This is a genomic window from Mesosutterella faecium (genome assembly GCF_022809315.2).
GTDB classification, from domain to species: domain Bacteria; phylum Pseudomonadota; class Gammaproteobacteria; order Burkholderiales; family Burkholderiaceae_F; genus Mesosutterella; species Mesosutterella faecium.
Genome location: NZ_JAKZJU020000001.1, coordinates 1,609,660 through 1,622,057, shown reverse-complemented (window position 1 = coordinate 1,622,057; position 12,398 = coordinate 1,609,660). Strand labels below are relative to the sequence as shown.

13 protein-coding genes are annotated in these 12,398 nt (G+C 65.6%); 4 read left to right on the top strand and 9 right to left on the bottom strand.

Annotated elements, in window-relative coordinates; all coding sequences use genetic code 11:
- Positions 1-37: 37 nt before the first annotated feature.
- A complete protein-coding gene (locus MUN46_RS07495; protein WP_243377194.1) occupies positions 38-1,015 on the bottom strand; it encodes a LysR family transcriptional regulator in 978 nt (325 codons plus the stop codon).
- Positions 1,016-1,100: 85 nt separating this feature from the next.
- The gene (locus MUN46_RS07490) at positions 1,101-2,297 is read right to left on the bottom strand and encodes a M20 metallopeptidase family protein (RefSeq protein WP_243377195.1); all 1,197 of its coding nucleotides are present in this window, start codon (positions 2,295-2,297) and stop codon (positions 1,101-1,103) included.
- A gap of 200 nt (positions 2,298-2,497) precedes the next feature.
- On the opposite strand from MUN46_RS07490, the gene MUN46_RS07485 reads away from it, so the two are divergent.
- On the top strand, positions 2,498-2,959 hold the full coding sequence (locus MUN46_RS07485) for a hypothetical protein (protein WP_243377196.1): 462 nt from the start codon (positions 2,498-2,500) through the stop codon (positions 2,957-2,959).
- Here the strand turns inward: MUN46_RS07485 and MUN46_RS07480 are convergent.
- The gene (locus MUN46_RS07480) at positions 2,956-3,417 is read right to left on the bottom strand and encodes a helix-turn-helix transcriptional regulator (protein ID WP_285230587.1); all 462 of its coding nucleotides are present in this window, start codon (positions 3,415-3,417) and stop codon (positions 2,956-2,958) included. The two genes, MUN46_RS07485 and MUN46_RS07480, sit on opposite strands and share 4 nt — an antisense overlap.
- Positions 3,418-3,654: 237 nt before the next feature.
- On the opposite strand from MUN46_RS07480, the gene MUN46_RS07475 reads away from it, so the two are divergent.
- The 3 genes from MUN46_RS07475 (at position 3,655) to MUN46_RS07465 (ending at position 5,804) form a co-directional block, all read left to right on the top strand.
- Entirely contained in the window at positions 3,655-4,320 is a 666-nt protein-coding gene (locus MUN46_RS07475) for a YczE/YyaS/YitT family protein (RefSeq protein WP_285230586.1), read from the top strand.
- Between the two features lie 92 nt (positions 4,321-4,412).
- On the top strand, positions 4,413-5,447 hold the full coding sequence (locus MUN46_RS07470; RefSeq protein ID WP_243377199.1) for a major royal jelly family protein: 1,035 nt from the start codon (positions 4,413-4,415) through the stop codon (positions 5,445-5,447).
- A gap of 90 nt (positions 5,448-5,537) precedes the next feature.
- Positions 5,538-5,804, top strand: coding sequence for a hypothetical protein (locus MUN46_RS07465; protein WP_243377200.1), 267 nt, complete (start codon positions 5,538-5,540; stop codon positions 5,802-5,804).
- Between the two features lie 14 nt (positions 5,805-5,818).
- On the opposite strand, the gene MUN46_RS07460 is transcribed toward MUN46_RS07465, so the two are convergent.
- Genes MUN46_RS07460 through MUN46_RS07435 form a run of 6 tightly spaced genes read right to left on the bottom strand, consistent with a single transcriptional unit; the run spans position 5,819 to position 12,369 of the window.
- Positions 5,819-7,051, bottom strand: coding sequence for a beta-ketoacyl-ACP synthase (locus tag MUN46_RS07460; protein WP_243377201.1), 1,233 nt, complete (start codon positions 7,049-7,051; stop codon positions 5,819-5,821).
- Positions 7,048-7,785, bottom strand: a complete 738-nt coding sequence (locus tag MUN46_RS07455) for a 3-ketoacyl-ACP reductase FabG2 (protein ID WP_243377216.1) — start codon at positions 7,783-7,785, stop codon at positions 7,048-7,050. The genes MUN46_RS07460 and MUN46_RS07455 overlap by 4 nt, the downstream gene beginning before the upstream one ends.
- Positions 7,785-8,291, bottom strand: coding sequence for a hotdog family protein (locus MUN46_RS07450; protein WP_243377202.1), 507 nt, complete (start codon positions 8,289-8,291; stop codon positions 7,785-7,787). Before MUN46_RS07450 ends, MUN46_RS07455 begins: the two co-directional genes overlap by 1 nt.
- Positions 8,284-9,453 carry a beta-ketoacyl synthase N-terminal-like domain-containing protein gene (locus tag MUN46_RS07445; RefSeq protein ID WP_243377217.1) on the bottom strand — a complete coding sequence of 390 codons (1,170 nt, stop codon included), beginning with the start codon at positions 9,451-9,453 and terminating at the stop codon, positions 8,284-8,286. The genes MUN46_RS07450 and MUN46_RS07445 overlap by 8 nt, the downstream gene beginning before the upstream one ends.
- Positions 9,454-9,458: 5 nt before the next feature.
- Complete coding sequence (locus MUN46_RS07440) at positions 9,459-11,816, bottom strand: MMPL family transporter (RefSeq protein WP_243377203.1); 2,358 nt, start codon at positions 11,814-11,816, stop codon at positions 9,459-9,461.
- Positions 11,785-12,369: an outer membrane lipoprotein carrier protein LolA gene (locus MUN46_RS07435; RefSeq protein ID WP_243377204.1), complete on the bottom strand. Its 585-nt coding sequence runs from the start codon at positions 12,367-12,369 to the stop codon at positions 11,785-11,787. Before MUN46_RS07435 ends, MUN46_RS07440 begins: the two co-directional genes overlap by 32 nt.
- Positions 12,370-12,398 lie beyond the last annotated feature (29 nt).

Genomic DNA, 12,398 nt, shown 5'->3' with positions numbered 1-12,398 from the left:
CGCTCAGGGCCCGGCCTTGATTTTTTAGGCCGGGCCTTTATTTTCCATCCGCGAGGCCGAGCCACCCTGGATACAGGGCCTCGAACCTCCGGCGTACTTCCAAAACATGGTCGTCAAGCCGCCTGGCAAGCCAGAGGGCGAAAATGCGGTTTCGCCTTACAAGCCACGAACGCCTCGAACAGGCTACGAACAAATCGAACTCTGGACGCCGCCACCCGCTCAAAACCGGAACAAGGCGCTTTTCTGCAATGTCATCAATGCACGCAAAAAGCGGGACGTTAAGCGCAACCCCCAGTCCCTGCAGGGCGGCATCACGGATGATGATGGCGTTGTTGCAGATGCTGGGCTTTGCAATCGTGTGCCGAACCCGCCTGCCCTTTTTCTGCAGGAGAATCGCTCCATCCTCGTCAAAGCCCGCCCTCTTTGTGAGGAAGACCGGCACCTGATCCAGATCCTGCAAAGAGTCTACTGGACCGTGCCGGCTGAGGAATTCCGAAGAGGCGACGGGCACGGTCACCATGCGTCCGCGCGGAAGCGTGATCAGATCCCGAAGAGGCATGCTTTCCTGTACTGCAGCGACATCCACCCGGTTCTGGACCAGACAATCGAGCTCAACCGGCGACTCGAGTTCAAAGGCGATGTCCGGATACAAGCCGAGGAATTCCGGCTTCAGAGCGGCAAGAAAATGCCCGGCGAGCGTCGTGGGGAGCATGACCCGGACCAGGCCGGAAAGGTCCCGGTTTTCGGCGGCCGCCCGATCCATGATGGCGCGGTAGGCCAGCAGCATCTTTTCGCACTCTGGCAGCAGCTCCCGCCCGCTCTCGGTTGGAACAAGGGGCCTTTTGTCCCGGCTGAGGAGTTCGAGGTGAATGCGTTTCTCCAGCCGGTCGATTTTCCGGGAGAGAAACCCCACATCAACGCCCAGAATGTCCGCTGCGATGGTAAAAGAGCCACTGTGGGCGACTTCTACAAACGCTTCCCAGGCAGACAGGTCCGTATCGGTCCTGGAGGTCATAGACGCGCCCTCCCGAAAAGAGAACACAAAGGGGACTGCCCGGACGAGCGGGCAGCCGCCTTCATGAAGAAAAAACGACAGATCCTTACGCCGCCATCCGGTTCAGAGCGATCGTGAGCAGCGCGCTCGCGCCGGTGGGAATCGCCTTGTCGTTGAAGTCGAAGCACTGGCTGTGCAGCGGCGAGGCGTGCGCCGCATCCTCGTCCTTCATGCCGAGGCGGAAAAGGCAGCCGGGCTTCGCCCCCAGCATGAAGGCGAAGTCCTCGCCGCCGGCGTTGCGGTGCCACTGCTCGACGTTTTCCTTTCCCAGGGACTGCTCGAGCAGCGCCCTCGCGTCCCTCACGCGCTCCGGGTTGTTGTACATCGCCGGGTAAAGCCTCGTGTATTTCACGTCGGCCGTCATCTCGTAGGCGGAGGCGATGCCCTGGGCGATCGTCTTCATGCGGTGCTCGATGACGTCCTGGACGTCGGGCTTGTAGCAGCGGCAGGTGCCGCGCAGCACCGCGCTCTGCGGGATGACGCTGGTCGCCTCCGGCGTGCCCGAAAGGATGCAGCAGACCGAGACCACCGCGGTGTCGTCCGGATTCACGTTCCGGGAGGCGATCGTCTGGAAGGCCATGACGGCCTCCGAGGCGGCGACAATCGGGTCGCGGGCAAGGTGCGGACGCGAGCCGTGCCCGCCCTTTCCCTCAAACGTGATTTCAAAGACATCGGCGTTTGCGGTGGCGTAGCCCTCGACCAGCGCGACCTTCCCGAGCGCGACACGGGGCTCGGAGTGAAGCGCATAGAACTCGGAAATCCCGAAGCGGTCAACGAGCCCGTCCTCGAGCATGAAGCGGCCGCCGGCAAAGCCTTCCTCGCCCGGCTGGAAAATGGCGGCCAGCGTTCCCTTGAAATCCCGGTGGCGGCACAGCCAGCGCACCGCGGCCAGAAGAGTTGCCACATGGCCGTCGTGACCGCAGGCGTGCATGCGCTTTCTGAGGCCGCTCGCCCAGGGCTTGCCGGTCATCTCCTCGAGCCCCAGCCCGTCGTAGTCGGCTCTGAGGCCGATCGTGCGGCCCGGGCGGCTGCCGCGCACAAGCGCCACGATGCCCGTCACATCCGGGCCGCCGACATGTGTGGCAATCTCGTCCACGCCGCAAGCCTTCAGCGCCTCCACAATTTTCTCCGCCGTATGCGGCAGGTTCAGGCCTACTTCCGGCTCGCGGTGGATCTGACGGCGGATTTCCGCGCAGACGCGGGCGTCTTCCTCAAGCTCCGAGGGTTTAACCAGTATGGGCATGCTTCGCCTCCTCCTTTTGCAGAATACTGGGATTCTAATCATGCGGCCCCGGACCGGCCCGCCCGGCTCCGGGGGCGCCCAGGGCGGAAATGAGCGCGGGAAACAGGGCTCTTTCTTCATCTCACGGGCCGCGCCTGCGCTCACGAACTCTGGGCCCCGGGGCTAAAATGCCCGGGGCCCCTCAGTCAGGAATTCAATTCATGGACAACAGAGAAAATCCGGCGGACGCGCCCGCGGGGACGGTGACGCTCGGCGAAGACGCCTACCAGCTGCTGCGGATCTACTGCCCGTTTTGCGGCAAATCGGAGCGGGAGGGCTGCGAGCATCGCCTTTTCGCGACCGAACTCGATTCGATTGAGCGGATCCGTCCGGAGTTCTCGCGCTTCATCAGCGCACAGTACGGGCTGGGCGAAGACGAGCGGATCGATGAGTCGGCGCTGCTGCCGCGCGGACTCTGGGGCCGGTTTCGAAACGTCGCGGAACTCGCGGCCGATGCGGCGGGGCAGCTCGACCGGAAGATTCCGGAAGGGCCGGGAACCCTCACGATAAGGATTGTGAACAGAAGGCGCCATGACAGGCGCGAGGTCTGCTTTGCCTCGCCTCTGGCGCTGGCCGCGCTAAGACGCTTAAATGGCGGGGATCACGGAAAGAACGCGGCCTAGCGCAGCAGCCCCGGCAGCAGCCCGGGCTCGCCCAGGGCCTCAAACAATCGGCTGTAATCGGCAAAAGTGCCCCAGCTGCCGCCCCACTCGATTTTCATGAGCTCCTCCGGCGGCACGCCGCATTTTTTTGAAAGCTCCTGAAGCGTGAGGCCCAGGCTCGCGCGCTTCTGTGCGACTCTTTTGCCGCACAGCCGCATCAGCTGGTCCACCGGGGAGCGGCCGCGTTCCTTGAGCCCCTCGGGGCTCAGAAATCCGCTGCAGGTGGCAAACCCGTCGATTCTCCAGACGACCTTCAGGTAAAAGCTGAGCGGCGCGTCCGTGTCCCCGCGCTCCACTTTTTCGAGCGCGGCCTTTGAAATTCCGGCTTTCAGGGACATCCTTGCAAACGTGAGATTCATCGACTGCCTGTTGCTGCGGATCCGCTGTCCCAGGATTTGAGCGGTCTGGTCGATTTGCAAAGGCGGCTCCCCTTGTGCAGACGCTGTTTCTTCCATTCTCAAGCAAGCTCCGAAGAGGAGTTAACGGGTGCAATGATGTGTAAAGATTCGTAATCTTCGAAATGATTATAGAGAAAGTCTCTACTTATTAGTAAGTAACTTATAGGCCTGTTGACTGCAGTCAAAGGGCTAAAAGACCGTAAGTAATACCTAAATGTTTGTAAAATGGACGCTTTGCGGATTAAAACTCTCTTCCCGGTGAATTTGAAAAATATGATGGGGAATAAAGCTCTTTCGAGATGGGTGACGCTTTTCTGCGGCATGGCCTGCGTGGCCTCCGGAATTGCGCTCACAACCCGGGCCGGCATCGGGACCACGCCGCTTTCCTCCGTGCCCTATTCGCTCACCTTCGTCACGCCCTACAGCTTCGGCGAGCTCACGATTGCGATGAACGTCCTCTTTTTCTTCGTCCAGTGGGCGCTGCTTGGCAGCCGCTTCAGGCTGCGGCTCAATCTCCTGCAGGTGCCGCTTGTCCTGGTCTTCGGCTTTTTCATCGACGCGGCGATGTGGGTTCTTTCCTTTGTGGCGCCAGAGGCCTACGGAGCGCGCCTCGTGCAGAATACGGCCGGAAGCGCCCTGCTTGCCCTCGGTATCGTGCTCGAAGTGGCCTCCTTCACGACAAGCCTGCCGGGCGACGGCGTCGTCATTGCGGCGTCCATGGCCTTCCACAAGCCGTTTCCCCGGGTGAAGTTCACCTACGACTGGACGCTCGTGCTCACCGCCGCAGCGATCGGCCTCATCTTTCTGGGACACCCGGAAGGAATCCGGGAGGGCACCGTCTTGTCGGCGATCACCACCGGGATTTTTGTGAAGCTCTGGCAGAAGTTCCCCCCTCTGCAGCGGCTGAAGGAGAGGAACGGCTGAGCGCGGCGAGGCTTCTCGCCGCGAACTCTATATAATGACGAAACTAAGTGACACCCATTAGGTAAAACTGTTTATAGACCAAGTCCTTTCTCATGAACCGCCGCCAGTTCCTTATTGCTTCAGCCCTCGCCCCCTGTCTGCGGGAGGTTCGGGCGGCCAGAGCCCCTGCCCTGCCCAGGCTCGAGCTCATCACGACCTCCGACTATCAGTGGACCGGGGTGGCTGTTTCGAAGGCGGACCGCGTTTTCGTGAGCTTTCCGACGATTTCCGAATTCCCGTCCTACCACGTGGCCGAATTAAAGGGCGGCGTGCCGGTGCGCTTCCTCGACCGCGAGGCGAACAGCAGCTTCAGAAGCGTCACGGGCATTGTCGTCGACTCCGAGGACCGGCTCTGGGCGCTCGACTCGGGCAGGCTCGAAGGCATGAGCGCGCGAAAAGCCGGAGCGAGGCTTGTCTGCATTGACCTCAGGCGCAATCAGGTGAAAAGCGTTCATCCGATCCCGCCCTCGCTGCTGGTGGACGCCAGCGACCTTTCGGACTTCAGGATTGATACCGCGCGGCACTGCGCCTACATATCCGACGCTGGCGCCGGGGGGCTCCTCGTGATCGACCTGAAGACGGACCGCGGCTGGCTCGCGCTCGACCGCAGGACGCCCGAGACCCGGGCCAACGCGCGCTTTGTGGCCATGCCCGCCGGCAACGTGGTGCCGGCCTCGCCCCACATCGATGGCGTTACTCTGTCGGAAGACGGCCGGTCGCTCTACTTCACGCCGCTGATTGAAACGCGGATCTTCAGCATCCCGACCCAGTGCCTCGCAGACGATCGGCTCACTTCCGAGCAGCGGCGCCGCGAGATCCGCACGATCGCGGACAACATCCATCCTTCGGCCGGCATGGTCGTGCGAAAAGGCGTGATCTACATGGGAGACCTCCAGAACTCGAAGCTGCTCGCCTACAGCGTCGCTTCCCGCCGGGCCCGCACGCTCGAGTACCCCACGCGCTTCCACTGGGCCGACGACTTCGCGCTCGACGCCCGGGGCCGCATCTGGTTCACCGAATCGCAGAACGACATCCCCGTCTCCCGCCGCAGGCCCTACAGGCTCTTTCGCCTCACCCCCGTCTCCTGAAGCGGCCGCCCGGAGCGGCCTTTCACTCCGTTGCTAATAAAAACGATTATCATCCTCACATCTTTTCGATGCTTCCTGGAGAATAATCTCATGTACAAAACAATCCTTGGAGTGAAAGGCATGGTCTGCCCGATGTGCGAGGCGCACGTGGCCGGGGCGATCAGGGAAAAACTGGGCGGGGACTGCAGCAAGGTTCGGGCGAACCGCAGGAAAGAGTGCTGCGAGGTCCTCACCGAAAAGCCGCTTCCGGAAAGCGACTTCAGGGAGGCGCTCTCCGGAACCGGCTACGAAATGACCTCTTTCGCCCAGGAAGAGGAAAAGCCGAAAAAAGGGTTCTTCGCGAAGCTTTTCGGCTGAGCGGACGGCCCGCTTCAGGCCCAGCGCCTGAAGACGAGGGAGGTGTTCACCCCGCCGAAGGCGAAGTTGTTCGAGACGGCGTATTCGGCGTCGATCTCCCGCCCCCGCCCGATGATGTAGTCGAGCTCGCCGCACTCCGGGTCCGGCTCGCGCAGGTTGACGGTGGGGGCGAACCACCGGTCGTTCATCATGCGCAGCGTGAGCCAGGCCTCGATCCCGCCGCAGGCGCCCAGCGTGTGTCCGAAATACCCCTTCAGGGTTGAAAACGGCACGCGGCTTCCGAACAAGGCGGCCGTGGCGATGCTCTCGGAGCGGTCGCCCTGCACCGTGCCGGTGCCGTGGCCGTTGATGTAGCCCACCGCTGAAGGAGCGATCTCTGCGGACTCGAGCGCCTGCTGCATGCAGATCCGCATCGTCTCCGAGTTGGGGTTGGTCACGTGGCTCGCGTCGCAGTTGGTCGCAAAACCCGTGATCTCGCCCCAGATCCTGGCGCCGCGCGCCTTCGCGTGCTCGAGCGACTCGAGAATCAGAGTCCCCGCGCCCTCCCCGATCACAAGCCCGTCGCGGCGCTTGTCAAAAGGCGCCGGGGTGAGCTCCGGCGTGTCATTTTTAACGCTGGCCGCAAACAGCGTGTCGAAGGCCGCCGCGTGCGCCGGCGTGAGCTCCTCGGAGCCTCCGGCCACCATGACGTCCTGCAGTCCGTAGCGGACCGCCTCCCAGGCGTAGCCGATCGCCTGGCTGCCTGAAGTGCACGCGCTCGAGGTGGGGATGACCCTTCCGCGCAGTCCGAAAAAGAGGCTGATGTTCACCGCCGTGGTGTGCGGCATGAGCCGCACGTAGCTCGTGCCCGTGATGGAGCCGGTGCTGTGCTCGGAGAGCATCGTGCCGAACTCCATGATGCTCTTGGTGCATCCCACGCAAGAGCCGTAGGCGACGCCCGTGCGGCCGCTGCCGAGCACGGGGTCGCCGGAAAGCCCGGCCTCGTCCAGCGCGAGTTCGGCCGAGCGGGTCGCCAGCTGCGCCACCCGGCCCATCGAGCGGGTTTTCTTCCTCGTGTAGTGCTCGGGAAGAGTGAAATTCTCGACCGGAGCCCCCAGCCGGCAGTTGAGGCCCTTGAACTGTCCCCAGTCCTCCATCACCCGGACGGCGTTCCTGCCGGCCTGAAGCCGCGGCTTGATCTCCTCCCAGGAGCTTCCGAAGGCGGTGATCGCCGAGCCCCCCGTCACCACTACGCGGCGCGGCGTCACAGCAGGCCTCCGTTCACCGAAATCACCTGCCGGGTGATGTAGGCCGCGCCCTCGCCCGCGAGGAACGCGACCAGGGAGGCCACTTCCTCGGGCCGCCCCATGCGGCGAAGCGGAATCGCCGCCTTCGCCGCCTCGAGCGCCGCGGGCTCCATGCGGACCATCCCGGTGTCGATGAGCCCGGGCGCAACGGCGTTCACCGTGACCCGGCGCTTGCCGAGCTCCACGGCGAGCGCCTTCACCGCGCCGATGAGTCCGGCCTTCGCCGCGCTGTAGTTCACCTGGCCGCGGTTGCCCATCAGACCGGAGACCGAGGAAACGGCGATGATCCGGCCGCCGTCGCGAAGCCCGAGCATCGGCATGACGCAGGGCTGGATCACGTTGTAGAAGGAGTTGAGATCGGTGTCGATGACGCTTTTCCAGTCCTCGGCGGTGAGAGCCGGGAAGGCCGCGTCGCGGGCGATGCCCGCGCAGGCCGCAATGCCCCAGTAGGCGCCGTGCGAGGCGATGTCGGCCTCGAGGGCGCGGCGGGATGCGGGGCCGTCGGCGACGTCAAACGAGAGAACCCGGGCCGAGCCGCCGGCGCGGCGGATCTCATCGGCCGCTCCTTCGGCGCGGTCCCTGCCGCTGCGGCAGTGAAGCACGACGGGGTAGCCCCGGGCGGCCAGCTCGAGCGCACAGGCGCGCCCGATGCCGCCGCTTGCGCCGGTCACGAGAAAAGTGCGGGAAGAATGCATCATGCTGCTTTGTCCAGTAGCTTAGTAAGCTCGAAGTTCCGGGGCTGGCAGACGCTCACGCGCCCGGTGGCAAGGAGCCTGCCGCCGCAGAGAACCGAACCTTCGAAGGAACCGAGCGGCCCCTCGTAGAAAAGTTTGCTCATTTTAACCTCGAGGCGGCCGCATCGAGGGATTTCAGCCGCGAGCACCTGAAGCCCGCGCACGCTCAGCAGCAGCCCCAGGGGCGCGTCGCGCTTCTGCTCGGGCAGGCGCTCGTTTGCCTGCCGCCTCCAGTAGCCCGCCCAGACGCCGGCCGTCTGGGCCATGAGCTCGATGAAAAGAGTAAGGGGCAGCAGCCCCGCCTCGTCTGCGAAAACTTCAAGCGGGCCCGAGGCGCCGGCCTCCGCGCTGCAGAGGACTGCGTCTTCCGTGATGCTTTCAACACGGTCGAGAACGAGCATCGGCGGGCGCTGCGGAAGGTACTGGGACGGCGCGCCGTAGGAAAGGCCTTTTTCTGTTTCAGCCATCGGCCGCTCCGAAAAGAAGGGAGGCGTTGCTGCCTCCGAAGGCGAAATTGGAAGTGAGCACCGGGCCGGGCTCCACCCGCTGGGGACGAAGCGGAAGCCTGATCCCCTCGAGCGCCGGATCCCGCACCCGCCCCGGTGCGAACTGCCCTGGGATCATGCCGCCCCGGGAGGACAAAAGGACCGCGAGCACCGCTTCGAGCGCTCCGGCGGCTCCCAGCGTGTGGCCCGTCAGGGGCTTGGTCGAGCTGCAAAGCGGCGCGTCTCCCACCGCCTTGAAGGTCGCCGCGGCCTCCATGGCGTCGTTAAGCGGCGTTCCGGTGCCGTGAAGATTCACGTAGGAGAGGTTCTGCGCGGCAAGGCCCGCGCGCTCGAGCGCGCCGCGCATCGCCTCGTAGGCGCCCGAGCCGGCCGGGTCCGGCGCCGTCATGTGGTGGGCGTCGGAACTCTCTCCGAACCCCAGAAGCGCCACCGGGGAAGGCTCGCGCGAGAGCCACAGCAGCGCCGCGCCCTCGCCGATCGTGATGCCGTCCCGGCCGGCGGCAAACGGGGCGCAAAGCCCGGGCGAGAGCGCCCCGAGCGAAGCAAAGCCGTTCACCGGCAGCCTCGCCAGGGTGTCGGCTCCGCCCACGAGCGCGGCCTGCGCGAGCCCGGACTCGATCAGCTTCGCGCCGCTGATCACGGCGCGGATGCTGCTCGTGCAGGCCGTCGAAACCGTGTAGGCCGGGCCCTCGGTGCCGAGCCACGCCGAGAGGAACCTCGAGGGGTCGCCAAGCTCCTGGCTTTCCGCGGCAAACTCCCCGGGCTCCCGGCCGGGACCCGCCTTAAGGACCGAGCTCACGTAGCGGTCGGCCTCGTCCGACCCCGACGTGCTCGTGCCAAGCACCACCGCAATGCCGTCGCGCGGCGTTGAGTGAAGCAGCCGGGCGAACGCGGGGCAGCTCTCCCAGGCGGCCCGCAGAGCCCGGTTGTTGCGGCTCTCCTCGCGGGGAAATCCCGCGGGCATCGGCGGCAGCGGCTTCGTGAAGTGCCCGAGCCAGGCGGTGCGCCCCCGGGTGAGGAACCCCTGCGTCGGGCGCAGGCCGGGAGCCCGCCCGAGGGCGAGGTTTCCCAGAATCTCGTCCGGGCCGCAGCCGAGGCTGCAAAGGGCGGACACGGCGTTCACGTAGATCAAGGCCGCCTCCCCTGCCGCCTGCGCCTTTCAAAGGCCGCCTCAAGGGCCAGCGTCACAGGCGAGGCGAGAAACGCCGCAAAAACCCCGGCCGTGAGCGCGAGCCCGAAGTTCGCGACGGCCGCCGTCCTGCTGAAGACGAGAATCCCGAGCGAGGCCACCGTCGTGAGCATCGCGGTCACGACGGCAAAAAGCGTCGCCTCCGAATCGCGCTGCTTCGAGCCGAAGAAAAGCGAGTAGTCGATCCCGATGCCCAGGATCAGGATGAGGGCGAAGAGCGAGAAAATGTTCACCGGCATGCCGGCCCAGCCAAGCGCTGCGATCCCCGATGCGATCGACAGCGCGCAGGGAATCAGCAGCCCCAGGGCCCGCAGCGGCCCGCTGGCCAGGCCGTAGGCGAGGATGATCGCGGCGCCCGCGGCCGCAAGCGTCACGCTCACGCTCTTGCGGACCTCGGCGAAAAGCTGAGAAAAATCGCTCCGGCGGTCCACCCAGGCGCAGCCCGGCACCGAACCGGCAAGAGCGGCGAGCGCCTCATCGGCTTTCGCGCTTCGGCCCGCCTGCACAGGCACCAGAATGGCGGTGCGGCCCACGCCTCCCTCGATGAGGCCCGACCAGCTGCGGCTCAGGTAGTCGCGCAGCCAGGTTCGGAGTTCGAGCGGATGCAGCCGCTCGCCCGTCCGAACCGAAATCCCGGCCTGCGCGAGGCGGCGCTTCACCTCGGGCATCGCCCGTTCGATGAGCGCTGCATCCTCGCGCTGCGCGCGCAGCGAGTGCAGCGGCACCACCGTGGCTCCCTCGATCAGCCCCTCGGCGCGCAGCCGCACAAGCCCGGCCTGCAGGAGATCCTTTCGGTCGAGCGCCTCGTCGGGCGTGCTGCCCTGGACGATGAACCAGCGCTGGCTCGTGTCCCGGCCCGTGATCGAGGCGATCACCTGCTCCTGGGCCCGAAGGCCGGGAGGCGAGCTCTGCAGGGCGCCGATGTCGTCATCGGTCCCGGCCAGAATAATCCCCGAAACCGAGAAAATCGCGAGCAGCGCGAGAACTGCCCAGGGAAACGCCCGGCCGCCGCGCCAGAGCCCGACGTAGCGCTGGAGCGCCCCTGCAAATGGAAGGCTGCGGCTCCTGAAGCGCCTCGTGAGCCCCGGGTACCAGACCATGACGGTGACAAAGGAGGCGCACAGCCCCGCCACGCTGAAAATGCCGAGCTGGCGCAGGCCGGGGAAAGGCGCGAACAGAAACGCCGCATAGGCCGCGCAGGTGGTCGCCAGGGCCTGCAGCAGCAGGGGCCTCAGGCTGCGGGCCGTCTCGTAAGTCGAAACGCCGGCCCCGGCCTTCATGCGGGCGGTGAAGTAGTGCGTCGTGTAGTCCGCGGAAATGCCGATGAGCGAGAGGCTCATCACGAGCGTGAGAAGATGGATCTTCCCGAAGACCAGGATGGTCGCGGCGGCGCCGGCCGCAGCGCCGACCGCAATGGAGACGAGGCACAGCACGAGCGGCTGGACCGAGCGGAAGGCCGCGACGAGAAGCACGAGAAGCAGCGCGAGCGAAATGAGCCCGAGCCTGGAAACATCATGCCGCGCGCTGCTGCCCGCGTAATCTGAATAAAAGACGGCCCCCGAAGCGGCAAAGCGCGCCCCGGGGAAAAGCGCCCGGGTCTCCCGCTCGGCCTCCTTGATCGAGCCGACAAGGCCGCTCAGCTCCGAGGCCCCGGCGAAGGCAGGATCCACCTCGGCGTGCAGGATCCGCCAGGTCCGCCCTTCGGAGTCTGTTCCGGTGAGCCACCCGCCGCTGTTGCGCAGCCCGCCCTCGCCCCGGTCGATCAGGTTCGAAGTGCGCATGAGAAGAAGCGGATCGCGGGTGAGCTCCGAGGAGGACACGCCCGCAAGCGGCGCATAGAGCTGCGAAAGCACCCACGCGGCCTGCGCGCCGCCCCCCTCCTCGAGCCTCGAGCGGGTCTGCTGCGACAGGAACGCGGCCCGGTGCTCAAAAAGGAAGCGCGCGGAGTCGCGGGTGCGGACCGCGTCCAGCCGCCCGCTGAAGGATGAAAAGCCGGGCAGCTTTGAGAGCCGGCTGGAAAAATCCTCGGCCGCGGCCTCCGGACCGGACACGGCGAAAACGACCTGCCGGCCCATTTTAGAGGCGAGAGAGCGGATTTCCGCGCGCGAGACCTGTCCCGCGGCGGGCTCCGGGATCAGCTCCATCACGTCGGAGGAGACCGGGACGCGGGGCAGCGCGATCAGAAGAAAGGCAAAGAGAACGAAAACAACGCCCGCCCAGCCCCAGGCCGCGCCCGAGTCCGTCCGCAGCCTGGCCGCGGCCGCCTTAAAGACCGAGACGACGGCGGACCGTTTCATCGGGGGCCTCGTTAAGAACCAGGGACTTGAAGTCAATGCGCGTCACTTCCTTCGCAGCCGACCTGAGCTCCAGCGACTCGACGGCCTCGCGGCCCGAGATCCGCACCAGGGAGAACATTCTCGACAGGGGCTCGGACCGCGCCGCGAGCGCGAGCTCCCAGCGGCCGCCCGGGCGCTCTTTGAGGCTCTTCACGTCAAACTGGCTTTTAAAGGCCGAAGCGTCCCCGGAAAGGACGGACTGCATGAGGCTTGCAAAGGCAAAGGCCCGGGGGTTGGACTTCGAGGTGACCACTTCGGTGCGGCCGCCCTCGAGCTCGATCGTGATTTTCTGCCTGGTGACCGTGGTGCGCGTCACAAAGGGCGAGGCCTGGTCCCAGAGCACGCCCGCGCCCTGAACCACGGCCACCCGGCCGCGCGAAACAAGGGGCCTCGCCGCCGCCCGCAGGCGCCGGTTCTGGGTGAAGTCAGCCGTGAGGGTGCGCACGCCCGAAAGCCGCCTGGAGAGACTTTCCAGCGTGAGCTCCTCTGCGCGCGAGAGGAGCGGGCTGCACATCAGAAAAGATAATAAAAACAGCCTTCTTG

Bases quoted from the DNA above. Each gene is read 5' to 3' on its own strand.
- MUN46_RS07470 (WP_243377199.1), top strand. From the start codon at position 4,413: ATGAACCGCCGCCAGTTCCTTATTGCTTCAGCCCTCGCCCCCTGTCTG.
- MUN46_RS07485 (WP_243377196.1), top strand. From the start codon at position 2,498: ATGGACAACAGAGAAAATCCGGCGGACGCGCCCGCGGGGACGGTGACG.
- MUN46_RS07495 (WP_243377194.1), bottom strand. From the start codon at position 1,015: ATGACCTCCAGGACCGATACGGACCTGTCTGCCTGGGAAGCGTTTGTA.
- MUN46_RS07465 (WP_243377200.1), top strand. From the start codon at position 5,538: ATGTACAAAACAATCCTTGGAGTGAAAGGCATGGTCTGCCCGATGTGC.
- MUN46_RS07450 (WP_243377202.1), bottom strand. From the start codon at position 8,291: ATGGCTGAAACAGAAAAAGGCCTTTCCTACGGCGCGCCGTCCCAGTAC.
- MUN46_RS07490 (WP_243377195.1), bottom strand. From the start codon at position 2,297: ATGCCCATACTGGTTAAACCCTCGGAGCTTGAGGAAGACGCCCGCGTC.
- MUN46_RS07440 (WP_243377203.1), bottom strand. From the start codon at position 11,816: ATGAAACGGTCCGCCGTCGTCTCGGTCTTTAAGGCGGCCGCGGCCAGG.
- MUN46_RS07455 (WP_243377216.1), bottom strand. From the start codon at position 7,785: ATGCATTCTTCCCGCACTTTTCTCGTGACCGGCGCAAGCGGCGGCATC.
- MUN46_RS07435 (WP_243377204.1), bottom strand. From the start codon at position 12,369: ATGTGCAGCCCGCTCCTCTCGCGCGCAGAGGAGCTCACGCTGGAAAGT.